Below are 24,734 nucleotides of genomic sequence, written 5' to 3'. Positions count from 1 at the left end.
TCACTTATGTGTTATGTCCTCATTTGCGTGATTTTATTCAAAAAATGCATAAAAATCCTACTATTAATGCAATTTACAATGCTATCATAAAATCCATACATTGTCAATTATTTTTTTCAATCATATATAAAATTAAAGTGAGTAGATTCTACTCACTTTAATATAATCATTATTTATTTATACAGAAAAATTATTTTACTTCTACAGAACCGCCAACTTCTTCGATTTTAGCTTTCATAGCATCTGCATCTTCTTTGCTAACAGCTTCTTTAAGAGTTTTTGGTGCATTGTCAACTAAGTCTTTAGCTTCTTTTAAGCCTAAACCAGTAAGTTCTCTAACTACTTTAATTACTTTGATTTTTTGATCTCCTGCTGAAGTTAAAACTACATCAAATTCAGTTTTTTCTTCTGCTGCTGGAGCTGCTGCCCCTGCTGCTGGAGCTGCTGCTACTGCTACTGGAGCCGCTGCACTTACACCGAATTCTTCTTCTAAAACTTTTACTAATTCAGATAATTCTAATACTGTTAAACCTTTTACATCTTCAATTAATTGAGTTACTTTTTCACTTGCCATTTTTATTTTCCTCCAATTGTTTTCTAATATTAAGCCGTAGCTTCTTTTTGTTCTTTAATTTGGTTTAATGCAATAGCCAAACCTCTGATATTTCCATTTAATACATTTACAAAACCAGTAATTGGTGCATTTAAGCCACCAAGTACTCTTGCAACAAGTACTTCTCTTGATGGTAATTCAGCTAAGTCATTGACGCCTTGTTGATCTAATACTTTTCCGTCAACCATACCTGCTTTAATTTCCATTTTTTTATGAGTTTTTGCAAAATCAGATACAACCTTTGCTGCTGCTACTGGATCATCGTAACTAAAAGCAATACCTGATGGACCTGCTAAGTATTCAACCAAACCTTCTAGGCCTGTTTCTTTTGCTGCAAATCTCATCATTGTATTTTTATAAATTTTATAGTCAACATTTGCTTTTCTAGCAAGAGCTCTAAACTCTGTTACTTCTTCTACATTTAGGCCTCTATAATCAACCAATACAGCACTTTGAGCTCGGTTAAATTTATCTGTCAATTCGCTTACAATCTCTTTTTTAAGTTCTTGATTCTTCGACACGCTTGTTCCACCTCCCTTAAATCTATTAAGTTATACTAATCAAGCTTTCAACATAAGAAATTTTCAACCAAATTTGAGTTTATACTTCGAAATTGACTTCGTCAATTCCTCAGTCGCGACATTCGCCAAATGAATGCTATGCATTCACCCCGTATATATGTAACTCCACAGCCAATTCAGCAAGCTGATTGTCTGTTTCTTTACATATATACTGCGAAAGCTTTGCTTTCGCTTGGCTCATTGTATCACGCAAAAAGCCCTCTTGAATGCGAGGCATACAAAGAGAGCATTAATCACTAACTTTTCGTATAACCTCGATAGGATATTAAGCCTGCGCACCTATTGTCTTCGGTTGAAAGATTATTTATTTATAAATCACATGAATTATAACATCATGGGATCAGCTTGTCAAGTTTATTTTGTTATCAATGCTGTTTCATTAGATTTTTGCAGGATTGACTTTAATTCCAGGTGACATCGTGCTTGTTATAGTAACACTTCTAAAGTATTGACCTTTTGCAGCAGATGGCTTCGCTTTTTTGATTGCTTCAAGTAAAACATTAAGATTATCGTTTAGTTTGTCTTCATCAAAAGAAGCTTTTCCTACTGGAACATGGATAATATTTGTTTTATCAAGTCTATATTCTACTTTACCTGCTTTAATGTCGTTAACAGCTTTTCCAACTTCAAATGTTACTGTTCCTGATTTAGGATTAGGCATCAAACCTTTTGGTCCAAGCACTCTACCTAATCGACCAACTACACCCATCATATCTGGAGTAGCAACAACAACATCAAATTCAAACCAATTTTCTTTTGTAATTTTATCTATAAATTCTTCTGCACCTACGTATTCAGCGCCTGCATCAATTGCTTCTTGAGCTTTGTCGCCTTTTGCAAACACAAGAACTCGAACGGACTTTCCTGTACCATGTGGTAAGACAATAGCTCCTCGAACTTGTTGATCTGCATGTCTAGAATCTACGCCTAGCTTAATGTGTGCTTCTATTGTTTCATCAAATTTAGCTGTAGCAACTTTTTTTACTAATGATATTGCTTCTTCAACATCGTATAAATTAGTACGATCGATTAATTTGTATTTTTCTTTGTAATTCTTTCCTCGTTTCATCTTACATCCTCCTTGTGGTAATAGCGGAATACTCCTCCCACCTATTTCTATTATCCTTCTACGACAATACCCATACTTCTTGCAGTTCCAGCGATCATTTTAATAGCTGTCTCAACAGATGCTGCATTTAAATCTGGCATTTTTAATTCAGCAATTTCTCTAACCTTGTCCATGCTTATAGTCGCAACTTTTTGTTTGTTTGGCACACCAGAACCACTTTCAAGTCCAACTGCTTTCTTTAATAGTACAGCAGCTGGTGGAGTTTTTGTAATAAATGTAAAGGTTCTATCTGCATAAACTGTAATTACAACTGGGATAATCATACCAGCTTGATCAGCAGTCTTTGCATTAAACTCCTTACAAAAACCCATGATGTTAACACCATGTTGTCCAAGTGCTGGACCAACTGGTGGCGCTGGAGTAGCTTTACCAGCAGGAATTTGCAATTTTATCATACCAATGACTTTTTTAGCCATGATAATACCTCCTTTATCTTTATATATTATAATACCAGGATATTATGTTTTGCTCCTATTGTATTATACTTTCACAATTTGTGTAAAATCTAATTCTGCAGGTGTCTCCCTGCCAAACATAGATATATTGACCTTTACCTTTAGTTTTTCATGATTGATCTCTTCTACTAATCCAGTAAAGCCTTGTAGTGGGCCATCTTTTACTTCTACATGATCACCAATCTCTAAGTCAATTTGAGGTAATTTTTCTTTAATACCCATGTTCTTTAATTCATTTTGGGTCAACGGAACGGGTTTTGAAGCGGGTCCAACAAATCCAGTTACTCCTCTGGTATTACGAACTACATACCATGATTCATCTGTCATGATCATCTTAACTAGTACATACCCTGGAAATACTTTTTTCTGACTTATCTTCTTCTTTCCATTCTTAAATTCCTCTACCTCTTGCATAGGAACATGGACTTCGTGAATCAAATCACTCATGTTTCTATTCTCAACTGTAGCGTATATATTAGCCTTTACTTTGTTTTCATATCCAGAATAAGTATGAGCTACATACCATTTAGCATCATTGTTGTTTTGATCCATAAATTTAAAACCCTCTTTATTATATAATTAGCGAAAGGATAGATCCTATCCCAAAGTCAATCACCCAAACAATCGCAGTCATTATTAGGACAATTCCTAACACAACAGAAGTGTGTTGTATTAGTTCAGGTCTTGTGGGCCAATTAACTTTTTTGATTTCATACCATACGCTCTTAAAAAAGCCCGTGAAACTTTTCCAAAAGCTCTCTTTATTTTTCTTTACTTCTTTGCTTTTCTTTACTTCCTTAGTCTGTTTTACTTCTTTCTTGGCCATAATCCACCTCTTTAATCCTTAATAAAGATTAAATTGCATTATTTTGTTTCTTTATGTGCTGTATGAGTTTTGCAGAATTTACAATATTTCTTTAGTTCAATTCTCTCTGGGTCGTTCTTTTTGTTTTTCATAGTATGATAATTTCTTTGCTTACATTCCCCACATGCTAAGATTACTTTAACTCTCATCACTACACCTCCTATATCGGATAACTTCACACAATTAGCTAGTTTAGGCATACGAACCCTATTATTCATGCTACCTATCAAAAATACCACAAACAAATTTCACTGTCAAGAAAAAGCTATGGCGTCTTAGCTATCAACGACCAGCTGTCAGCCATCAGTACTTAGCGTTCCTCTCCGGTCATTTTGCTACAAAAGTAGCATAAAAAAAAGGCCTCAAGCCTTCCTCACAATATACGCAGTATTATAACACATGTTTTGTGGTTTGTAAAATTGTTTTTTCAAAAATGAGCATCAGCGAAAACATAGACACCAGCAATCAGCATCCAGCAATCAGCAATCAGTGGGCTTGGGTCGCCTCTTTTACGGCTTTGCTTTCTGGTATTCCTTTTAGGTCAAGTCAATGCAACTAATATCTACGGTAGCCGACTAGCTTCTCTTATCTTCATTTTGCTACCCTTGGGTAGCTTAAAAAAGACCCGTGAGGGATAACCCCAATACTGGTGACTGAACACTGGTGGCTGGACCCTAAAGGCATGACCTGAAGCTACGCTCATGCTAATAAAAAAAGGGCCTTAGCCCTTTTTTATTAAAGAATTTCAGATATAACTCCTGAACCTACTGTTCTTCCGCCTTCTCTGATTGCAAATCGTAATCCTTCTTCGATTGCGATTGGGTGGATTAGTTCGATTGTCATTTCGATATTATCTCCTGGCATTACCATTTCTGCTCCGCCTTCTAATTCGATGATTCCTGTTACGTCAGTTGTTCTGAAATAGAATTGTGGTCTGTATCCGTTAAAGAATGGTGTATGTCTTCCACCCTCTTCTTTTGTTAATACGTATACTTGAGATTTGAATTTTGTGTGTGGGTTGATTGTTCCTGGTTTTGCTAGTACTTGACCTCTTTCGATGTCTTTTCTTTCAACTCCTCTTAACAATGCTCCAATATTATCTCCTGCTTCTGCTTGATCTAATAATTTACGGAACATTTCAACACCTGTTACTACTACTTTTCTTCTCTCTTCTTGTAAACCAACGATTTCTACTTCTTCGCCTACTTTTATTGTTCCTCTTTCAACTTTTCCTGTTGCTACTGTACCTCTACCTGTAATGGAGAATACATCCTCTACTGGCATTAGGAATGGTTGATCTGTTGGTCTTTCTGGCTCTGGAATATATGCGTCTACTTCTTTCATTAAATCAACGATTTTGTCTCCCCACTCGCTGTCTGGATCTTCTAATGCTCTCAATGCACTTCCTACTACGATTGGAGTGTCATCTCCTGGGAATTCATATTCGCTTAATAGTTCTCTTACTTCCATTTCTACTAATTCGATTAATTCTTCGTCATCTACCATATCTGCTTTGTTTAAGAATACTACGATATATGGTACACCTACTTGACGTGATAAAAGAATGTGCTCTCTCGTTTGTGGCATTGGACCATCTGCTGCACTTACTACTAAGATTGCTCCGTCCATTTGCGCTGCTCCTGTGATCATGTTTTTAACATAGTCAGCATGGCCTGGGCAGTCTACGTGTGCGTAGTGTCTTGCATCTGTTTCGTATTCTACGTGAGATGTAGAGATCGTGATTCCTCTTTCTCTCTCTTCTGGTGCTTTATCGATATTGTCATAGCTTATGAATTCACCAGATCCAAATCTTTTGTTTAATACAGCTGTGATTGCCGCTGTTAAAGTTGTTTTACCGTGGTCAACGTGTCCTATTGTTCCAACATTTACGTGAGGTTTACTTCTCTCGTATTTAGCTTTTCCCATTTTTTATTCCTCCTTAATAACAGTTTTAAGTTCTAAGTTTTAAGTTCTAAGTTCTAATTAATTAACAAATCTACAACAATAAAAAAATTTAAATCCTCTGATGTCGATAAAATGGTTTTACATAGAACGTACAACTTACAACTTAGAACTATACTGGAGCCCATGGCCGGAATCGAACCGACGACCCCCACCTTACCATGGTGGTGCTCTACCTACTGAGCTACATGGGCACGTTTTTTAATTGAGAATTAAGAATTAAAAATGAATAATTATAGCTACTAATTGTTTAAACGGATACAAGCTCTATACAATATATAAATGACTATATTATTTTCCATTGCATCTAGATTTTTAATTGTTCATTGTTCACTATTCATTTTTCATTGTTCATTGTTCATTAATTAAACTGGTGGTGGGAGATGGATTCGAACCATCGAAGGCTGAGCCGACAGATTTACAGTCTGTTCCCTTTGGCCACTCGGGAACCCCACCACATGTAAATTATAATACTAAAATTAAATTTTTCTGTCAACAATTAAGTATGCATGTCTTCAATTAATTTTTCTTTTAAATAATTTTCTAATTTTCGCTTTACTCTTTGCAATGCATTGTCAATACACTTTACCTGTTTATCTAAATCCCTTGCAATTTCATAATAACTCTTCCCATTAATATAACTTAGTAGTACTGTTCGTTCAAGTTCACTTAGAACTTTATATATCTTTTCTTCAATATCCCCTGCTTGCTCACGGCCGATGATAATTGCCTCAGGACCAGCATCTTGTTCATTGATTATAGCATCTATTAATGATATATGAGACTTTTCGTTATAAATAGGCATGTCCAAAGAAATAGATGAATTTAAGGGATTATGTTTTTGCCTTGTAGACGCCTTTACTGCTGAAATAATCTGTCTTTGTATACATAACTCTGCGAAAGCCCTAAAAGAACCACATCTATCAGGATTAAAATCTCGAATACTTTTAAATAATCCGATCATTCCCTCTTGGATGATATCCTCTTTATCTGCACCTGCTAAAAAAAATGAACTGGTTTTTAATTTGACAAAATTCCGATACCTTTCGAACAACAATTCTTCAGCTTTTCTATCTCCTTCCCTTGACATCAAAGCTAATTTCTCGTCTGGATAGTTTGATAAAACGTTTTCAACTTGAAGTAAGTTTGCGTTCACAGATATTCCTCCTATAATGCTATTCTGCTTGTCCCCGTCTTATTTTATCTAATTTATTTATAATATTAACATCTAGGCTTTTTTCTAGATTGTTTCTTTCCTTATGATATTGCTCTTCTGTTTTTTTCATAGATGTTTTCTTTGCGAAATCAAGATCTTTTTCTAATTCCAAGGCCGTGATGCGGTTTGCTCCGCTTCCTATTATCATCCTCTGCAATGTAAAGTCAGAAGTAACTACATAAATCTCATAGACTTTAGGCATATCATAGACTAATTTTTCAATATAGCTATCTGCCGTCTGATGTTTCTGAGTAAATATTACAGAGCCATTTTCAAATACTTCTTGCTTTATTCTATCATTAATATTGTAGGCGTCAAACACAATAATAAAATAATAATTCTTTAATTTTGCATAACTTTGTATCTCTGATATGAGCTTAGTCCTAGCGTCTTCTAAACTTGTCTTTGCTATTTCCTTCAAATCTGCCCACTGATTTATAATATTATAACCGTCTATAATTAGGTATGTCTTTATCATTATGTATTCCTTCCACATAAGCTCTACGTTCTATGTTCTACGTTCTAAGTATTTAGTCACTTTGGGTGACTATTATGCTTTTACTTAGAACATAGAACTTATATCTTAGAACTAATTCCGTTGCTTAGCTGCTTCACTAAGCAGTATTCCAGTTGCTACAGAAGCATTTAGCGATTCTATTTCGCCGTACATCGGAATGGAGACTAGAAAATCGCATTCGTCTTTTACTAATCTGCTAATTCCCTCACCTTCATTTCCAATAACAATTGCCATAGAACCTTTGAAATCACTTTCGTAATATTTCTGTCCTTCCATATCCGCTCCTGCAATCCAAAATCCTTTTTCTTTTAACTCTTTTATTGTTTGAGTTAAATTGGTTACTTTACAAATAGGCGTGTGCTCAATAGCACCTGCTGAAGCCTTTATAGCAATGGGACTAATATCTACAGAGCGATTTTTAGGTATGATAATGCCATGTACTCCACAAGCATTTGCCGTACGAATAATGGCTCCAAAATTATGAGGATCTGTTATCTTATCTAGAATCACCACTAAAGGAGACTCTCCCTTGACCTTAGCGCCTTCTAAGATATCTTCTATTTCAGCGTATTCATATTCACTGGCAATTGCAATAATTCCTTGATGATTTCCAGTTTTACTTGTAAAATCCAGTTTTTTTCGATCCACTTGTTGTATCTTTATTTTCTTTTCCTTTGCTAATTCAAACAGTTCTTGTGCCCCAGTCTCTCTTCTACCCTTAGCGACCATAATTTTTTCAATATTTACATCCGATTTAAGAGCTTCGACTATTGGATTTTTACCTTCTATTTGCCTTGTCCCCTTTAGGGGTTTGTTTGTGTTCAAATGAAATCCATCCTTTTACATTTTCTCAAATTTTTCTCTCACTTCTACGATACGTCCACAAGTCATTTTCCCTTCAGGGCAAGGACCATTAACGCAGCTAGGACCTGCATTTTTAAATAGTATAGGGGCAACTTTTTTAACTAATATAAGCATTTGAGTGGCCAGCTCTCTGATTTCCCACTGAGCTCTATTACAACATCTATGATTAAAGAAATGGAGTAATTCTCTTGCGTTCATAGTCGCCACTATTTTTGTTTCACATGCATTAGGTAGTACATATCTTGCATCTTCTATGGCTGCTTTTTCCGCCATGGAAAGTGCTTTCTTCTCGCTCTTATATTGTCCTTTTATTTTTTCCATATGCTCTTTCTGTAAAACAGTGACCAATTGATCATATGCTCTCTGCTGCTCTTCCATAGCGTGAATATAGATCTCTTTTGCTTCTTCATTTTTTTCGATTTCAGGTGGTATAATAAAGCTAAATTGGCCTTCTCTTACGTACCTCTGGGATTTTTGACTATAGCTAGCTAATCGATGTCTGACTAATTGATGAGTCAAACTTCTCGAAACCCCTTCTATACCAAAAGTAAAGCTTACATGTTCTATAGGTGAAGCATGTCCCATATCCATAAGCATGGTCAAAAATTGATTCACCTTGTCTTCCGTCAAATCATTTAATATATGGTCAATTCCCGATTTTGAGTAGCATAGTTTTGCCGCTGCCGAAATTATTTTTTCCGGCTCTGGCGTATGAGATAAGACGATGACCTTTAATTGTTCTTGCATTCTATTCCTCCAAAACCTTTAGTCTTTACTTTGTTTACAACAAAAGTGCTCTGAGCTTTGCGAGCCAATCTGAGAGCCAAGTTGTACCTAATAAAATAATTCGAATTATTATTTTACTTTCTCTCTACTTGCCGTAGACTACCTTAGCTGCTTTGCAGCTTCGGTCGTTGGCACTTGCTCATAGAAATCACTCCATTTTCTCGTGCAAGCACGGAAAATCTCCTGATTTCTGCGAGCCAATCTGCTGATGCGAATATTATATCATAAAATCCATATGATTAACTTTTGTTTATATTTTTTAATACAATTTCTATAGTAAAATCCTCTTCTGTAATGACGATATTTTCACTTCCTTCATATTTATCTACAACCGCTTGGATATTTTTTAAACCAAAACCATGATTTGATGTATCGTTCTTTGTAGTAGATAATTGTTTGTCTTTATACTGAACCTTTTCCTGATCTATCGTATTGGTACAATCCAGAAAGAAGAAGTCTTTTTCGCTTTCTATATATAGGTTTATTTTCTTTTCTTTTCCCGTTATTTTTTCACAAGCTTCAATAGAATTATCTAGGATATTTCCTAATAATATTGTGACATCCACATCATCTATTAATACATTATCATAAATATCGATTTCTGTGTCAAATGCAATCTCTTTCTTTTTAGCAAGCATATTTTTTACGTACAGCATCGAGGCTATAACCGGGTGATCAATATTAAGAAGGTAATTAACGGAATTAATAGGTTCTGTAATCTTATGTATATAATGTTTTGCCTTTTCATACTCCTCACAGTCAATACATGCACTAATCACAGATAAATGATTTGACATATCGTGTTTAATTGCCCTTATACTATCTACTGCTACACCTAATTCTTGATTATACTTTTGTTCTGCTTCATTTTTTTGTAATAAAAGCTTTAATTCTATTTCTCCTTCTGACGCTTTTATAAGCAATTCATAAATATGTACAGATAATAGGCAAATAGAAACATTGGTTAATACCAATAAATATAACCGAATATTCGTTTGTAATGGAATGGTAGTATAGATGTCAATAATTAAAATCAAAAGAAAATTGACCAGAATAAGAAACAAAACAATTTTTGCGCTAGTCAACTTACTAATTTGAGCTCTTAAAGAAAATATTTTCTTTGTTCTTCTATGCACAAGGTATGTAATAATTAAAAACAATAGCATTTTCGAAATGACAATTGCTCCAATGCTCATAAAGGAAACTTCCGTAATTTCTGACATATGTATATCGAATACGCTGACAAATAAAAACATGACAACATTTTCTATGGCTATGTTTATGAGCATAAAAGTGCCTAATGCCACTACTTTTTGTTGAATTGTATTGAAATATATAAAATAAATGAGAATAAAAATACCTAGGTAAGAAAGAATCATTCCCATAATAGCAAATGGCCTCAAAAAAAAGCCCGTAATCGCAATGACCAAAACATACAGCAGATTAAAATTATGATGATATTTTGCTGTAAATTGCCCATTTAGATACTTGAAAAGAACCATAGATTCTACAAAGAAAACCATAAAACTAGCAATCTCCCATTCCATGTTCATTTCAATACCCCCTTTTCAATGGATAAAATATTTGAATATGTCTATATGTCTCATTTTAAAGTAAGTGAATGAATTTGTAAATCACCCCTGTCTTTGTATTTATAATTATTTTACTCTCCATTAAAAAGGAGCTGTCACACTAACGTTTTTTAAATGCTAGTGCGACAGCTCCTTTTTACTTAGTTACCTATATATTAACCATTGAAGTTGCTAGTTGTAGAATCCTAGCAATTCCAATGCCTTCCACCTTATTTTGGGGGTACTATGATTTGAACTGCTTACTTCAAAATTCCTTTTATTAGATGAAACTTCGTCGTATTGTTGCTCTTGATTCATTTTCCTACCGTCTTCTTTATTGTATTTATATTGGACTTCCCCTTGATTTTCTTCTTTAGAGGATTTTTCGCCCTGTTCTATGGCTTTGGGATATTTTTTTTTAGTTTCATTTTTTATTATCTTATCTTCATTAAAACTGCTTTGACAAGAATATTCTTTAGACTCTGTTATCTGTTCATCTTGCAACTCTTCTATACTATCGTAACTTTCCAGAGAATTGTCTTCCAGTAGTTTACTCTTGTCTTGTTCCTCTTCTTTTGGGATCTCTGTTTGTACATCTACTAAACATAATGGTGGGAATAATACACACCACCAATTCTTTCCTTGTCCACTTCCTATAATAACCCTAAGGGCTAAATAATCTCCAGCTGGCAATGAAAAGTCTTTGTAATATTTTGTAGGAAAAAACGTAGTTTCTAATTCTACGGACACATCATTGTCCATATTATATGTACGCAAAGTTTCTTCAGCAATATGCTGAATTTTTTTGCTGTTTTTATTAATGATGTTTATGGTCTCGTCTTTTGATGTTGATACTTCTAATTTAGGAATCATGTACTCTAGTACATCATCCTTTACTTTTAATTTTACCTGTTGATCTACTTCAGTATCACTATTTGCAATAACGTGAAAACGAACTAATTTTTTTGCCAAATCATTAGAACTTAATACCTTACTTTCTAAAACAAAAAGATCTAAACTTGCTTCTTTTGAATATGTATTTACGACAAAAATACTGCTTAATACAAGTAGGATTAACCCACATGCCATTATCTTTTTCATATATAATCCGCCCCTTTATTTCTTATGTTAGGAGTATGGACGCGAATTATCTAAAATATACATGAAATCTTAAAAATACTTTAGAATTATCAGTAAAAAAGCACCTGCAGCGTATTAGCTACCAGCGACCAGTCTTCAGCCATCAGTGCTAGGGTCAAATATTTAATTACATATAAAGAGGGTTTAAATCATATCTAAGTCCAAAAGTAGAACTTTCCTAATATACAAGCAAGAAGGCTCCAATGGAGCCTAAAGTTCATTTTGCATTCCCTTCGGCCTTCAACTTTTGACTTTACTAATATATTTCTCAATTACATCAAAGGACTCAAACAACAATACTGGTTTTCCTAATGTAAGAGCAGCACTATAAAGTTCTGGGGATTTTTGTTGAAGGGCGGATATTTTTTCTGGGAAAGTATTATAACTTGATGTAAATTCTACGTATTTGGTACAAAGCAATCTATTTTTGCTCTGAATAATGCCATCTGTTATTTTTACTCTACTTATAGGCTGTTCACTATAAGGTTGATCAAATTTTAGTAAAACCCGATTGTCCTTTACCTTTATCTCATTATCTTTGTATCCTCTCCTCTTTAAGCCGCCAATAAATGCATCTCTCATTTCATTATTTGGAAAAGTAATATCTATGTGCATAATGAGCTCCCATGGTTCAGCAAAATCACCTACTATAAATCCAGTATGCCACCAATGCCTCCCATACAGCGAAAACAATTTTCTGCCTTGTTTTTCTAAACTTACACTCATTTGAAGCATTTCTTCGTCTTCTACTGTATGAAAAAAGGTGCCATTAAATAAACCAGGTATATCAATATCAGGTCCTTCTGTATTGTATATGCCAATTTCACACCCTAAAGCCATTCCATATTGACCCTTCCAAAATTGAATAAGCCACCTTTTATTATCGTATTCAAAATAGATGGGTTCCGAATCTACAATCAGATTAAGAGGAGCACAAGCTTCATCATATAATCGACAGTACCCCATATCTCTTTGCCACGCATCCAATTTTGTATAGAAAATGTCTTGCTTTTCATCGTATAGATACCCAGCAGCTGATGCCAATTTCCTCCATTCATCTCTGTCACCAATCTCTTTAGGGGGTGCCTGTTTCTTCGCTATGGAGACTCTTCCTAAGAAGACCCCTAAAATTGCAAGGAGAACGACAATCAGTATTTCAATACTCTCCGAACTATACGTACGGTTCACAAGATTGCTTTCAAAAGCGTATACCCTCCCCCATGGGAATAGATTCCCTGAAAACAATAATGATCCGCTTAGAGTACATAGAAAAGATACGATAGATTTACATACATGACTAAAAATAAAAACCACCACCTAAATGCTATTTATACCATAGTATTCAAGGTGGTGATTTGTGTGCTTTGTATTTTGAGCAGTTGTTAAACAATGGCCGAACAGTTGCCGAACGATGGTTAAACAATTATTTTGAGCAAAAGAAATTTATCTTTCAGCACTCAGTTTTTTTGCGCAGAGCTAGTTCTTAGAGATTCTTCGTCGCTGTACTCCTCAGAATGACCCTCTGGAAGTCCTAATAGAGCCTACAGATAATTTTGCACTTTCAATTCAGTATTTCCTTTTAGAGTTCCCCTTTCCACATTGCGCTTTTAGCTAAAAAATTATTTTCGGCCACCATAGTACTGATACAGATAAGTCAGTATATTGCCATTGTACAACTTTCTGTTTTTCGTAGCTCTTCTACCGAAATACCTTTCAAAATTCAAATGTCCTGTCAAAATAAAGTAAGACCAATCATCTAGTTTTTCAAATGTCTTCCCCATAGTTTGGTATAATTCCTCTACTTCTTTCTTTGTAGATAGTCTTTCTCCATAAGGAGGGTTGGTAATGATTGTTCCGACTCTTTTACTGGAACTAAATTCTGAAACATCTAATTTTTGAAATGCTATTACATCATCTACACCTGCTAGTTTTGCATTTTCCATAGCTAATTGGATGGAATGTCTATCAATATCAGAGCCCAGTAATCTAAACTCATCCTTTTCAATCATATCTTTCGCTTCTTCTCTTATACTTGAGTAACTTCTCTTCATTTGACCGTTCCAGGTTTCGCTAGAAAAAGTCCTGTTGATTCCAGGCGCAATGTTTTTACCCATTAGCGCAGCTTCAATGAGCAAAGTTCCGGAACCACAAAAGGGGTCGGCTAACTGCCTTTCAGGTTTCCAATGAGATAAAAAGACAATTGCTGCTGCAAGAGTCTCTTTTAGAGGCGCTTCATTTCCCTTTGCTCGATAACCTCTCTTGTGAAGACCTACTCCAGAAGAGTCTATAGACAAGGTTACTTCATCCTTTAGAATATTTACAAAAACAGGATAGTTTTCACCGCTCTCCTCGAACCAGTTTATTTTATATTTTTGTTTTAATCTTTCCACAATAGCTTTTTTCACGATGCTTTGACAATCTGACTTGCTAAATAATTTTGACTTTACAGAAGTAGCTTTTGCTACAGGAAAGCGCCCGTCTTTGGTAATCCACTGTTCCCATGAACAAGCTTTTGTCTTCTCAAAGAGCTCGTCAAAAGTAGTGGCATTAAACTTCCCAATCTTCACTAATACCCTGTCAGCTGTTCGTAGCCATAAATTTGCAATAGCTATGGCATCTTCTTCACCGCTAAATTCAACCCGACCATTGCTCGTCACAATATTCTCAAACCCTAATTTTACTACTTCATCTTTTAAAATCCCTTCTAATCCAAAAGTACAAGTTGCAATTAGTTCCAGTCTTTTCATTTTATTCTCCTAATAAGTAAAGCGCCTTCAGCGCTTTACGTTCTAAGTTCTGCCGTAGCTTGCAGCCAATCGCCCTGCTGCGCTATGCTTGTGCTCTTGGGCAAGCCTGGCATGGGTGGTACTAATGCTTCTCTTCGTCGCTACGCTCCTCAACAAGCAAAGTTACCACTCCATAAGTTCTAAGTAAAATCAGCAGGTCGCTGCGCGACCACTGATTTTACCACCTTACCACCTTACCACCTTACCACCTTACCACCTTACCACCTGACCACCTGACCACCTGACCACCTGACCACCTGACCACCTGACCACCTGACCACCTTAGCTTTCAATTGCTCGTAGTTCTTCATCTTTCCCATATACAAACAAATAACTATAATCCGAGTCCTTCAACGCATTAATCTGTTTGTTCATCTTCTTCTTTGCTACTAAGGTAGTTACCATATAGCCGAGCTTTCTAAATTCATCTGCTTTTTTCATTATTTCGACATAATCTTCCTCAGCACGGTACAAAAACGCAACCTTTTTGTTGATTTCCTGGGCAATATGCTGTTCTTCTAGGAGTATTGTTATGATACGTTCAAAGCCTATAGAAAAGCCTACTGCTGGAATCGATTCTTTGGAAATATTGCCAATCATATTATCGTATCGACCACCTCCAGCTATGGAAAAGCCGTAAGGTCCATAAGTAATTTCAAAAATTTGTCCTGTATAGTATCCCATCCCTCTTACTAGTGTAGGATCAAATACAATTTCATACTGCCCATCAGACAACTCTCTTGCAGCTCTTATAACCTGCAACAAGCTATTCTTTACACTTTCATCTCCTTCAATTTTATCCAAGTTATCTTCATTTAGAGTTGTAAAAGAGTGGATTATATCATTTACACCTTGTTCATTATAGCCTTTTTCTATAAGCTCTTTAGCTACACCATCTTGTCCTATTTTATCAAGTTTATCTAAGACAATGCTAATAGAAGAGACTTCCTCTGGCTCGAAACCTGCCGAAATGATAATGCTGCTTAAAATTCTGCGGTCATTGATTCTTACTACAAAATTTTTAAATCCTATTTCACCTAAAGCTTTTGTAGTAGTATGAATCAATTCAATTTCTGCAACTTGCGTTTCTTCACCTATGATGTCTATATCACATTGTTTAAAAGATCTAAATCTTCCCTTTTGAGGTCTTTCTGCTCGAAAGACATTGTCAATTTGAATCGCTTTAAAGGGAAATTGAAGAGAGTTTTTATTGTTTGCAAAAAACCGACTAAGAGGCAGAGTTAAATCATACCGAAGACCTGTATCACATAAATCCTTTATGGTAGAATTTTCATGAACATCGAGTTTTTCACCTCTTTTTAGGACAGTAAACAACATCTTTAGATTTTCTCCACCATCACTATTCATTAACAAATCAAGGCTTTCTAAAATAGGCGTCTCGATTCTCTCAAATCCATGAGAGCGATATATTTGTAATATTTTCTCTTGTAGTTTATCTCTAAGTTCCATTTCTTGAGGAAGAATATCTCTAGTTCCTCTTACAGGATTCGTGTGTATACTCAATGTATAACCCCTTTCTAATATTAGCGGAAAGCGGAAAATTTACTTGCCTACCAGCGAGTTAAGCTTTTTTCAGCATTCAGCTTTCGGCTTAAAAGTTTTCCCGTCCAACTGTCCAACAAGCCAACCGTCCAACCAAATCTAACTATTATTGAACCATCATTAATCTAACTTCCTTTGTACTTTACACTCTAAAATTCACACTATTAACTTTCAATTTTAATCTGATGATATACTTTCTTACCCTTTTTGATGATCAACTGTCCATCTTCATCTAAATCAGACATTGTGATTTGGCGGTTGATGTCTTGAACTTTCTCGTCATTTACAGATACTCCACCTTGCTCTACTAGCCTTCGCCCTTCGCTTTTGCTTTTAATCAAACCCGCTTGTTGCATAAGGTCTAGTATTCCAATATGGTTCTCTATTGTGCTTTTTTCTACTATTGTGCTAGGCATATCAGCACTTTTAGCATTGCTTCCAAATAGGCTTCTTGCCGCTTCTTGTGCTTTTTCAGCTTCTTTTTCACCATGAATAATCTTTGTCACTTCGTAAGCTAATACTTCTTTAGCCTTGTTGATTTCAGAGCCTTGTAATGCGCCTAATTCTCGAACTTGTTTCATAGGTAAAAATGTTAGTAATGCTAAACACTTCTCTACATCTGGGTCATTGATATTTCTCCAGTATTGGTAGAATTCATAAGGGCTTGTCTTTTCTGGATCTAGCCATAGCGCCCCTTTTTCAGTCTTACCCATCTTCTTTCCTTCACTAGTAGTCAATAGAGAGAAAGTCATACCATATGCTTGTCCGCTTGACTTTCTTCGAATAAGCTCTACCCCTCCTATAATATTAGACCATTGATCATTTCCACCTAATTGCATCTTGCAATTGTATTCTTGAAACATTTTATAGAAATCATACGACTGCATTAGCATGTAGTTAAATTCTAAGAAAGTAAGACCTTTTTCCATACGAGACTTATAACATTCTGCTTGAAGCATGCGGTTTACAGAAAAATGAACGCCCACATCTCTCAAGAACTCAATATAATTTAAAGATAATAGCCAATCAGCATTATTTACCATCAAGGCCTTATCTTCAGAAAAATCAAAGAATTTCTCAAATACTTTTTTAAAGTTCTTTGCATTGTGATTAATCTGTTCTAAAGTGAGCATCTTTCTCATATCGCTTTTATCCGTTGGGTCCCCAATAGTAGTTGTTCCACCACCTAATAAGGCTATTGGCTTATGACCTGCTCTTTGCATATGGGTCATCGCCATTATTTGAAGAAAATGGCCCACATGTAAGCTATCAGCTGTTGGATCAAAACCTATGTAAAAGGTTATAGATTCTTTACCCAATAGCTCCTTTATAGCTTCCTCATCAGTACATTGTTCAATAAATCCTCTTTCTTTGAGTATATCAAATACATTTTCCATTAAAATCCTCCTAAACTTTAACAAACTCTTTACTTTTATACTATAATATGGCAAAAGGTTCTTAAATTCACTTTTGCTCTACGCATTTCTTTTCGTCATCCATTCTACTATAAATACCTTTAGTATGGCAAAGGTTGGCACAGCTAAAAACATTCCCCCAATTCCAAATATTTCCCCACCTATTATAACAGAAATCATAATCCAAAAGGGCTTTAATCCTATTTGATTTCCTAAAACTTTTGGTCCTAATAGATTATCTTCTAACTGTCCAGCAAGGATGACTAGTCCTAATACCCATACCACTTTGTTGGGACTGTTAAATAATGTAATAAGAACGCCTATAGCTCCTCCTACAATAGGACCAAAGTAAGGAATAATATTCAATACAAGGATAATCAGACTAATCAATGAGCTATGAGGTACTTTAAGAAGAATTAAGCCAACAAAAACAAAAGATGCAACAAAAATGGAACAGTAAATCTTTCCGATGAAAAATTTATAAAAGGTTTCGTCCATCAAGCCTAATGTTTTCGTCCATTTACGATAGGTTTCTTTGGATATGATACTTTTAACAGCAGAAATTATCTGCCTACCTAAAACCTCGCTGTCCAACAATAAATATATAGACAAAAATAAAGATAATATCAATCGAAAAAGCTTATTACCTACTCCTATTACACTTTCTATTAGATATGTTAGAGTATCTTGTATGGTTAAGTTCTCCTCACCTAAAAGAGTAGATAAAAGGTCTCCTATACCCTGAGAGCTCGCAGCCCCTTGTGAGCTTTTTGTGACAGACGAATTCTCCACAAAATAATTTATATACTGCTCTAAATGGAGTTTCGTAATGATGTCTTCTACCTTCCTAATATAGCTTGGTATTCCACTAATTATAATCCTTATGCTCTGCCATATTTGAGGTAATATAAATAAGAGTACCAAATATACGAGAAAAAATAAACAAAAATAGATTAACAGTATAGAAATGATTCTACTGTATTTAACATGTTTTCTAAAGAAACCAATTCTCAAAAACTTTTTATCTAAAAACTTGACAGGTCTTATTAAAAAATAAAATAGAATCAATCCCCAAAATAGAGGTTTAAATATACCAACAACAAAACTTATCCCTTCCCTAATCGAATCCATTAAAACGCCAATATTTGTAACTACCTTATAAAACAATAGGACCATACATAGAGTAAGACCTAAATACAAATATGGCTTTAATTCCGCTCTTATCTTAAGTTTATTCAATTTATCACCTAATGTCATTTTATTATATCCTATACGGATTTTATATTAAATAATTCACCTACAGTTCCTATGGTTTTAATATTATACTTTATATCATGCTAGCTATTCATGTATAATGAATAAGTCACTAGTATCTAGGTATTCCTTTAGGGTCATCTTGCTATTAAAGATTAATTTGTGTAGAAAAAGATAGAACTTTTCTATTCAACCAAAGGCATTTATTCTAAAAAAACACGGAGGTTAAAATGTATTACTATTTAATTATTATCGCTATCATTCTTTTAGATCAATTCACTAAATACTTAGCTATAACCCATGTAAAAAATGTGGTTACCATTCCTATTATACAAAATATTTTTCATTTAACTTATGCAGAGAATACGGGAGCTGCATTTAGTATTCTATCCAATAAAATCCCTTTATTAACAATAGTCACATCAATTTTTATTATTTGTTTATTCATTTATCTATCAAAGGTGATTAATGAGAAAAAAGGGTTTCAATGGATGACATTAGCTCTTACTTTTGTTATCGGAGGGGCAATAGGAAATCTAATCGATCGCATAAGATTAGCTTATGTAGTAGATTTTTTTGAATTTCGATTCATTCAATTTGCTATTTTTAATGTAGCCGATACGTTTATCGTTATAGGCTCTATCTTATTGATTATTTGTATTTTACTCGAAGAAAAAGCGTAACCAACAGGCTACGCTTTTTCTATTCTTTTACATCTTTTAGCTCGTTCTTTTGCTCCATAATTACGATAAGTTCTTCTGTGGTTGCAATATGACTTTCTGCAATTGTCCTTGCCAGATTCCCATCCTTATCTTTAATGGCGTTTAGCATCTCATTATGCTCTTTTAATAGTAATCCCGTGTTGTTCATTTGAGTAAAATAAGCAACCCTGTACCTTTGAACTTGTTCTCGAAGATTATTAATCATTTGCATTAATTTGCTGTTTTGAGCAGCCTTATACATAATGTCGTGAAATTCTGTATCGTAATTAATCAGATCGATTATATTCTTTTTAGTGGCAGCTTCTTCAAAATGAATTAAAGAACTTTCCAATCTTTCAATTTCTTCTGGTTTTGCGTTTTGAGCTGCTTTTTTTGCTGCAAGACCTTCTAGAACAACTCGAATTTCGACTACTTCGCGGATATCTTCTGAAGTCAATCCTGCAACATAGGCGCCTTTACGAGGTACCATTACCACTAGTCCCTCTAATTCTAGCTTTCTGATAGCTTCACGAACAGGTGTTCTGCTGACGCCCATTTGTTCTGCTAGTTGAACTTCCATCAGTCTTTGACCTGGTTTAAAACTACCTTCAATAATAGCGTTTCTCATAGTAGAAAACACAATTTCCCTTAAAGGCTTATAACTTTCCATATCTATAGTTAAAACCCCATCTTTATACCCCACGGTATAACCCCCCTTTATTATACGTCGTAGCAATAAATACTTCTTTGTAGCTCTTTTTTAACTCACTGTATGCGATTTTTGCGGTTTTTTCATCTTCAAAAAGTCCGTATATAGTTGGACCGCTACCGCTCATTAAAGAATTGAGAGCGCCTAATCGAATCATCTTTTCCTTAATATCTGTTAGTCTAGGGTATTTCTTAAATATAAAATCTTCAAATACATTTCTCATTTTAGAGGTAATCAAATGCGCATCCCCTGCCTGAATCCCCTCAACCATCTTTATGTTTTCTGGATGGTTTTTAATAGATTTTATATTTACCAAACTATATGCCCAAGGCGTAGATATTCGAATAGATGGTTTTACCAAAACCACATATAACTTTGGCAATGGATCTAGATTTGTAAGTATTTCTCCAACCCCTTCAGCTAGAGCCGTACCTTCTATCATGCAAAAGGGTACATCTGCACCAATTTTTAAACCTATGTCTAGAAGATCTTCATTTTCTAGATTTAAATTCCACAGTTTGTTTAGAGCTATAATGGTACACGCTGCATTAGAACTGCCACCGGCCAGACCTGCTGCTACAGGAATTCTCTTTTCTACATATACTTCTATGCCTTTATCTACTTTTGTTTGTTCTAAAAGAAGCTTGGCAGATTTGTAGATGATATTCCTTTCATCTTTAGGCAGACGTAGATTATTGGAATTCAGTTTTATGCCCCTTTCGATGACTTTAAAGTGCAAAGTATCGCATAATGAAATAGTTTGCATTACCATGGACACATCATGATATCCATCGTCTCTCTTATTTACGATATCTAAGGTCAAATTGATTTTTGCCCTAGCTTCTAATGTAAGTTTATTCATACATCACCCTATGTTTATTTAATGTTTTTGTATACAGTATTAAATATAATCCTACTCTTTTCTACTAGAGATGTCAAGTTTTGCTATTATCTAATTTCAACTATTTGATTTTTGTGAAATAGATATATATAGGTTTCTCTAACATTTTTCTTTGTCAATTCTTCGATGGCTCTTTTATACAATTGTAATTGTGGAGTATAATTTCGAATCAACTCTTCTTTATCTTTTTCATCTGAATAATAATCGCTCTTATAGTCAATCAAGACATAATCTTTTCCTTCTAAAAAGTAACAATCGATGATTCCCTGGATCAACATATAATCCTTACTTTCTTCTACATTCGCTTTATAGTTAAAAGCTTTCTCTCTATAGATTCTTTGTCCTTTGAGCATTCGCTGACCTAATGGACCCATAAAGTACTTTGTGATTTTGGGTACAAAAAACTCATCTATCTCTCCCTCACTTAGGATTTGTTTTTTTATCATCTCATCAATCTGTCTGCTTATTTCTTCTTTAAAAGAGCTTTCTATACTTTTCAACTTCTCTAAATCCAAATGCTGTAAAATAAAATGTAGTACAGTACCTCTCTGTGCTCCAGTCATTCCCTTTTGTCTTTGAAATTTGGGTAGGTTAAAGGTCTCATTTACACGAATGCGATCTACTCTTTTGTTCTCTTGTACTTTCTTCAATTCTGTTACCGTAGCTTTTGTAGGCATATTGCTCTCTTTTTCATAATCATAGGACCAAGACAATTTTTCATCAATCATTTTATGAATTGTAGACTTCTTTTCTTTTTTCAATCCATCCCAATACTGAATTAAATCCCATTTTCCCTCTAAGTGCTCTATTTTTAATTTATTTATGATTTCAGATAATCTTTTGTATTCAAGAAAAAAACAGCTCTCATCATTCTCTTTGTAATCCATCCTTTTAAGTACTACAGGCATAATCCAATCTAAATATGTTCTACCAGTAGAAATAAAATACTCACTTAATGTATTTGACCATTTCTTTTCAATAGAGCTTTCCAGTTTATTTACCGTTCCTACTAAATAAAGATAATCTCTTGCCCTAGACAAAGCTACATATAAAACTCTCATTTCCTCAGACAAAGTCTCTAATTGAAGTTTCTCTTTTGCAATAGTCTTAAAGATAGTAGGGCAATATCTCCGTTCAGCTAGACTGACGTAATTAGGGCAAATACCTAAATCTTTGTGAGCTATAATAGGATCTCGTATATCCTGTAGATTCATGTTTTTTCCTAGTCCGCCTACAAAGACTACAGGAAATTCTAGTCCTTTGCTCTTATGAATGCTCATTATACGTATCACATTTTCGTTAGGTCCAATAATCTTAGCTGAAGACAAATCTCTTTTTGTCTCTCTCAAGTTTTCTACTAGCCGAATAAAATTAAACAAACCATTAATATTAGATTCTGTGTACTGCTTTGCTCGATCTATAAGTATTCGGATATTTGCTTGTCTTTGTATTCCCCCTGGCATTGCACTAATGTAATAGTAGTAGCCCGTTTCTACGACAAGTTTCCAGATGAAATCATTGAGAGGCATATACCTGCACTGCTTTTTCCACAATTCAATTTTCTCTATCATATTTTTTAGGCGTCGACTTAAATCATCATCCTTATTGATGATATAAGCTTTAACAGCATCAAAAAAGTTCGCTTTTTTTTCATTTATACGTATTTCTGTAAGTTCTTCAATGGTAAAAGAGAAGACAGGAGACTTCATAACGCTAATCAAAGGAATGTCCTGATAGCTATTGTCGATTAGCTTAAGCAATTCAATGATCAATCGAATTTCCAAAGTATCAAAATACCCTGCTTGAGACTCTGCATAAACAGGTATTCCTTGTTGATTTAATACCTCATAATAAAGATCAGACCATTGACGTGTGGTACGAAGCAATATAACCATATCCTTGTATTCTAAGGTTCTGTAGTCGTTTATATCTTTGTCGTACACCTTTTCTTTTAATAACCCTTTTATTTTGCTAGCAATAAACAGTGCTTCCCCTTCAATCTTTCCAATCTCCATAAGCTCTTCACTTGGAATATTGTCTTTATCATTTTCTATAATTGTAATTTCTACTTTTTCTTGTAAGGGAGCTTGCTGGGCACCTAAATACAATTTAGCACTCTCGTCGTATTTTATCTCTCCAATGTATTCGCTCATAGTATTTTCAAAAACCAAATTAATAAAATCGATGATTTTTTGTCTACTTCTAAAGTTTTGATTTAGGGCGATGGTTTCCTTTGTATTCTCTTTTTCATCAGAAAAAGAAATCTGTTTTTTTAAAAACAAGGTTGGATCCGCCATTCGGAATCGATAAATGCTCTGCTTTACATCTCCAACAAAAAACACATTATCTTCTCTCATAATACTAGAAATAATCGTATCCTGAATTTCATTGCTATCCTGGTACTCATCTACAAATATAAATGCGTATTGGCTTCGCAGCTCCTCTCTAACTTCTGAATTTTGAAGTATTTTAAGAGTGTAATGCTCCATATCATTAAAGTCCATAACTCGTCTTTCTAACTTTTTCTCTTGAAAGACCTGATTGTATTGTAATACTAAATGTAACAGATATCCTATAACAGGTTCCATTTCTGCAATGTCTTCCATCATCATATCTGGTGAATTGTACTGCAAACTCTCTTGAAGTTTCTTGACAATCTCTTTCGCACAATTTCGGCGATCTACTATCCTCTCTTTTAACTCTATATTATCTGTTTTGATTCTAAGAGTGCTAAACTTCGCACCTTCTAGAGATTGATAATAGAATTCATAACCACGATTTAAACCTCTTACAATGAGATCAATTTGGCAGTCTTCGTCTTGTAAAACATGAATAGCTTTCTCATTGTCCTCTAAGGTATTTGCCATTTGTAAAGCTTTGGAGATTTCTATTTTAGCCGAATTTAGTTTTCTTTCTGCACTAACTCTGTACTCCTCATAAAGATTACTCTTATTAAAACTCTCTAGGTTCATTTTAAAGCTTCCTAAGGACTTCTCCACCCAATCTTTAGGAAAAGGCCGATTCATTAAAAAGAGATGGAGCTTATTAATCATATTACGTATCTCTTCATCATCTCTTCTATTGTTAAACATCTCCAACAAATCGATAAATCTCTCATCTTCTTTTTCGTACTCTTCTTCTAAAAGCTCTCCTAAGGCCTTATCCTTCAGTATTCCAATTTGGGTTTCATCTCCGATGCGAAGCCCCGGATCCAAATCAATTACTTGAAAGTATTTCTTAGTAATATCTAAACAAAAAGAGTGCAAAGTGCTGATGGATGCTCCAGAAAGTTTCGCGATTTGACGACTTAAAAAGCTCCGACTAGTCTTCTGCTCTTCCATAGTCTCCATTAATTTCTTATAGAGGCGAGCCCTCATCTCTTCAGCGGCTGCTTTTGTAAAGGTAACCACCAATAGACGATCTACATCTACCTTATCTTCTATAATAATCTTTACTATTCTCTCTACCAATATTGCTGTTTTCCCTGATCCTGCAGCTGCAGAAACCAGTAAACTCTTATCTCTAGTATCAATCGCCCTTTGCTGATTCTCAGTCCACGGCATGGTTTTCACCCCTTTGTGTGTGATTTTCAATTTCTATGTTATATGTTTTATGACGAAGTTTTCAAACTCTAAGTGAGATCTGAAAGGTGGTAAGGTGGTAAGCAAAACCTTTTTCTCGCCTTTAGGCGAGTTTTGATTTTCCA

Annotated in this window: 23 protein-coding genes, 2 tRNA genes and 1 other annotated feature; of the genes, 1 reads left to right on the top strand and 24 read right to left on the bottom strand. The window is 34.7% G+C overall.

What is annotated here, in order from left to right; genetic code table 11:
• Positions 1 to 190: 190 nt before the first annotated feature.
• The 21 genes from rplL to DES36_RS03980 form a co-directional block, all read right to left on the bottom strand.
• Entirely contained in the window at positions 191 to 574 is a 384-nt protein-coding gene (gene rplL, locus DES36_RS04080; RefSeq protein WP_113919953.1) for a 50S ribosomal protein L7/L12, read from the bottom strand.
• Between the two features lie 29 nt (positions 575 to 603).
• On the bottom strand, positions 604 to 1,134 hold the full coding sequence (gene rplJ, locus DES36_RS04075) for a 50S ribosomal protein L10 (protein WP_113919952.1): 531 nt from the start codon (positions 1,132 to 1,134) through the stop codon (positions 604 to 606).
• A gap of 241 nt (positions 1,135 to 1,375) precedes the next feature.
• Positions 1,376 to 1,504: a sequence feature (ribosomal protein L10 leader region), on the bottom strand.
• A 69-nt stretch (positions 1,505 to 1,573) separates the two neighbouring features.
• A complete protein-coding gene (rplA, locus tag DES36_RS04070) occupies positions 1,574 to 2,263 on the bottom strand; it encodes a 50S ribosomal protein L1 (RefSeq protein WP_113919951.1) in 690 nt (229 codons plus the stop codon).
• 50 nt (positions 2,264 to 2,313) lie between these two features.
• Positions 2,314 to 2,739, bottom strand: coding sequence for a 50S ribosomal protein L11 (gene rplK / locus DES36_RS04065; RefSeq protein ID WP_113919950.1), 426 nt, complete (start codon positions 2,737 to 2,739; stop codon positions 2,314 to 2,316).
• A 63-nt stretch (positions 2,740 to 2,802) separates the two neighbouring features.
• Positions 2,803 to 3,330: a transcription termination/antitermination protein NusG gene (gene nusG / locus DES36_RS04060; protein ID WP_113919949.1), complete on the bottom strand. Its 528-nt coding sequence runs from the start codon at positions 3,328 to 3,330 to the stop codon at positions 2,803 to 2,805.
• Between the two features lie 19 nt (positions 3,331 to 3,349).
• Positions 3,350 to 3,604 (bottom strand): preprotein translocase subunit SecE, encoded by a 255-nt coding sequence (secE, locus tag DES36_RS04055; RefSeq protein WP_113919948.1) that lies wholly within the window; start codon positions 3,602 to 3,604, stop codon positions 3,350 to 3,352.
• Between the two features lie 38 nt (positions 3,605 to 3,642).
• Positions 3,643 to 3,792: a 50S ribosomal protein L33 gene (gene rpmG / locus DES36_RS04050; protein WP_113919947.1), complete on the bottom strand. Its 150-nt coding sequence runs from the start codon at positions 3,790 to 3,792 to the stop codon at positions 3,643 to 3,645.
• 586 nt (positions 3,793 to 4,378) lie between these two features.
• Positions 4,379 to 5,569 (bottom strand): elongation factor Tu, encoded by a 1,191-nt coding sequence (gene tuf / locus DES36_RS04045; RefSeq protein ID WP_113919946.1) that lies wholly within the window; start codon positions 5,567 to 5,569, stop codon positions 4,379 to 4,381.
• Between the two features lie 154 nt (positions 5,570 to 5,723).
• Positions 5,724 to 5,799, bottom strand: a tRNA-Thr gene (locus DES36_RS04040).
• A 177-nt stretch (positions 5,800 to 5,976) separates the two neighbouring features.
• A tRNA-Tyr gene (locus DES36_RS04035) sits at positions 5,977 to 6,061 on the bottom strand.
• Between the two features lie 43 nt (positions 6,062 to 6,104).
• A complete protein-coding gene (gene sigH, locus DES36_RS04030) occupies positions 6,105 to 6,761 on the bottom strand; it encodes an RNA polymerase sporulation sigma factor SigH (protein WP_278278689.1) in 657 nt (218 codons plus the stop codon).
• Positions 6,762 to 6,780: 19 nt separating this feature from the next.
• Positions 6,781 to 7,299, bottom strand: coding sequence for an NYN domain-containing protein (locus tag DES36_RS04025; RefSeq protein WP_170128166.1), 519 nt, complete (start codon positions 7,297 to 7,299; stop codon positions 6,781 to 6,783).
• Between the two features lie 111 nt (positions 7,300 to 7,410).
• Positions 7,411 to 8,163 (bottom strand): 23S rRNA (guanosine(2251)-2'-O)-methyltransferase RlmB, encoded by a 753-nt coding sequence (gene rlmB, locus DES36_RS04020; RefSeq protein ID WP_242981692.1) that lies wholly within the window; start codon positions 8,161 to 8,163, stop codon positions 7,411 to 7,413.
• 15 nt (positions 8,164 to 8,178) lie between these two features.
• Positions 8,179 to 8,949 (bottom strand): FAD-dependent thymidylate synthase, encoded by a 771-nt coding sequence (gene thyX, locus DES36_RS04015; protein ID WP_113919943.1) that lies wholly within the window; start codon positions 8,947 to 8,949, stop codon positions 8,179 to 8,181.
• A gap of 278 nt (positions 8,950 to 9,227) precedes the next feature.
• Entirely contained in the window at positions 9,228 to 10,541 is a 1,314-nt protein-coding gene (locus DES36_RS04010) for a sensor histidine kinase (protein ID WP_113919942.1), read from the bottom strand.
• Positions 10,542 to 10,751: 210 nt separating this feature from the next.
• Positions 10,752 to 11,660 carry a stage II sporulation protein R gene (spoIIR, locus tag DES36_RS04005; protein WP_113919941.1) on the bottom strand — a complete coding sequence of 303 codons (909 nt, stop codon included), beginning with the start codon at positions 11,658 to 11,660 and terminating at the stop codon, positions 10,752 to 10,754.
• A 279-nt stretch (positions 11,661 to 11,939) separates the two neighbouring features.
• The gene (locus tag DES36_RS04000) at positions 11,940 to 12,887 is read right to left on the bottom strand and encodes a DUF4474 domain-containing protein (RefSeq protein WP_242981691.1); all 948 of its coding nucleotides are present in this window, start codon (positions 12,885 to 12,887) and stop codon (positions 11,940 to 11,942) included.
• A gap of 431 nt (positions 12,888 to 13,318) precedes the next feature.
• Positions 13,319 to 14,446 (bottom strand): THUMP domain-containing class I SAM-dependent RNA methyltransferase, encoded by a 1,128-nt coding sequence (locus DES36_RS03995; RefSeq protein ID WP_113919940.1) that lies wholly within the window; start codon positions 14,444 to 14,446, stop codon positions 13,319 to 13,321.
• Positions 14,447 to 14,767: 321 nt separating this feature from the next.
• Positions 14,768 to 16,009 carry a histidine--tRNA ligase gene (gene hisS / locus DES36_RS03990; protein WP_242981690.1) on the bottom strand — a complete coding sequence of 414 codons (1,242 nt, stop codon included), beginning with the start codon at positions 16,007 to 16,009 and terminating at the stop codon, positions 14,768 to 14,770.
• A gap of 203 nt (positions 16,010 to 16,212) precedes the next feature.
• Complete coding sequence (gene tyrS, locus DES36_RS03985) at positions 16,213 to 17,445, bottom strand: tyrosine--tRNA ligase (protein ID WP_113919939.1); 1,233 nt, start codon at positions 17,443 to 17,445, stop codon at positions 16,213 to 16,215.
• Positions 17,446 to 17,523: 78 nt separating this feature from the next.
• Positions 17,524 to 18,702, bottom strand: coding sequence for an AI-2E family transporter (locus DES36_RS03980; RefSeq protein WP_170128165.1), 1,179 nt, complete (start codon positions 18,700 to 18,702; stop codon positions 17,524 to 17,526).
• A 245-nt stretch (positions 18,703 to 18,947) separates the two neighbouring features.
• Here DES36_RS03980 and lspA point away from each other — a divergent pair, with 245 nt between their 5' ends.
• Positions 18,948 to 19,400: a signal peptidase II gene (gene lspA, locus DES36_RS03975; protein WP_113919937.1), complete on the top strand. Its 453-nt coding sequence runs from the start codon at positions 18,948 to 18,950 to the stop codon at positions 19,398 to 19,400.
• Positions 19,401 to 19,419: 19 nt separating this feature from the next.
• Here the strand turns inward: lspA and DES36_RS03970 are convergent, their stop codons facing one another.
• The 3 genes from DES36_RS03970 to addA all read right to left on the bottom strand — a co-directional run bounded on the left by DES36_RS03970 (position 19,420) and on the right by addA (position 24,591).
• A complete protein-coding gene (locus tag DES36_RS03970) occupies positions 19,420 to 20,121 on the bottom strand; it encodes a GntR family transcriptional regulator (RefSeq protein WP_242981689.1) in 702 nt (233 codons plus the stop codon).
• On the bottom strand, positions 20,111 to 20,989 hold the full coding sequence (gene ispE, locus DES36_RS03965) for a 4-(cytidine 5'-diphospho)-2-C-methyl-D-erythritol kinase (RefSeq protein WP_113919936.1): 879 nt from the start codon (positions 20,987 to 20,989) through the stop codon (positions 20,111 to 20,113). The genes DES36_RS03970 and ispE overlap by 11 nt, the downstream gene beginning before the upstream one ends.
• Positions 20,990 to 21,075: 86 nt before the next feature.
• Positions 21,076 to 24,591 carry a helicase-exonuclease AddAB subunit AddA gene (gene addA, locus DES36_RS03960; protein ID WP_113919935.1) on the bottom strand — a complete coding sequence of 1,172 codons (3,516 nt, stop codon included), beginning with the start codon at positions 24,589 to 24,591 and terminating at the stop codon, positions 21,076 to 21,078.
• Positions 24,592 to 24,734 lie beyond the last annotated feature (143 nt).

The organism is Alkalibaculum bacchi (genome assembly GCF_003317055.1).
Taxonomy (GTDB): Bacteria; Bacillota; Clostridia; order Eubacteriales; family Alkalibacteraceae; genus Alkalibaculum; species Alkalibaculum bacchi.
This window is presented reverse-complemented; position numbering and strand designations above follow the sequence as displayed.

What these genes read in the sequence shown, in the direction of transcription:
- rplL (WP_113919953.1), bottom strand. Translation starts at nt 574, where the DNA reads ATGGCAAGTGAAAAAGTAACTCAATTAATTGAAGATGTAAAAGGTTTA.
- rplA (WP_113919951.1), bottom strand. Translation starts at nt 2,263, where the DNA reads ATGAAACGAGGAAAGAATTACAAAGAAAAATACAAATTAATCGATCGT.
- rplK (WP_113919950.1), bottom strand. Translation starts at nt 2,739, where the DNA reads ATGGCTAAAAAAGTCATTGGTATGATAAAATTGCAAATTCCTGCTGGT.
- nusG (WP_113919949.1), bottom strand. Translation starts at nt 3,330, where the DNA reads ATGGATCAAAACAACAATGATGCTAAATGGTATGTAGCTCATACTTAT.
- secE (WP_113919948.1), bottom strand. Translation starts at nt 3,604, where the DNA reads ATGGCCAAGAAAGAAGTAAAACAGACTAAGGAAGTAAAGAAAAGCAAA.
- rpmG (WP_113919947.1), bottom strand. Translation starts at nt 3,792, where the DNA reads ATGAGAGTTAAAGTAATCTTAGCATGTGGGGAATGTAAGCAAAGAAAT.
- tuf (WP_113919946.1), bottom strand. Translation starts at nt 5,569, where the DNA reads ATGGGAAAAGCTAAATACGAGAGAAGTAAACCTCACGTAAATGTTGGA.
- DES36_RS04025 (WP_170128166.1), bottom strand. Translation starts at nt 7,299, where the DNA reads ATGATAAAGACATACCTAATTATAGACGGTTATAATATTATAAATCAG.
- thyX (WP_113919943.1), bottom strand. Translation starts at nt 8,949, where the DNA reads ATGCAAGAACAATTAAAGGTCATCGTCTTATCTCATACGCCAGAGCCG.
- DES36_RS04010 (WP_113919942.1), bottom strand. Translation starts at nt 10,541, where the DNA reads ATGAACATGGAATGGGAGATTGCTAGTTTTATGGTTTTCTTTGTAGAA.
- spoIIR (WP_113919941.1), bottom strand. Translation starts at nt 11,660, where the DNA reads ATGAAAAAGATAATGGCATGTGGGTTAATCCTACTTGTATTAAGCAGT.
- DES36_RS03995 (WP_113919940.1), bottom strand. Translation starts at nt 14,446, where the DNA reads ATGAAAAGACTGGAACTAATTGCAACTTGTACTTTTGGATTAGAAGGG.
- tyrS (WP_113919939.1), bottom strand. Translation starts at nt 17,445, where the DNA reads ATGGAAAATGTATTTGATATACTCAAAGAAAGAGGATTTATTGAACAA.
- lspA (WP_113919937.1), top strand. Translation starts at nt 18,948, where the DNA reads ATGTATTACTATTTAATTATTATCGCTATCATTCTTTTAGATCAATTC.
- ispE (WP_113919936.1), bottom strand. Translation starts at nt 20,989, where the DNA reads ATGAATAAACTTACATTAGAAGCTAGGGCAAAAATCAATTTGACCTTA.
- addA (WP_113919935.1), bottom strand. Translation starts at nt 24,591, where the DNA reads ATGCCGTGGACTGAGAATCAGCAAAGGGCGATTGATACTAGAGATAAG.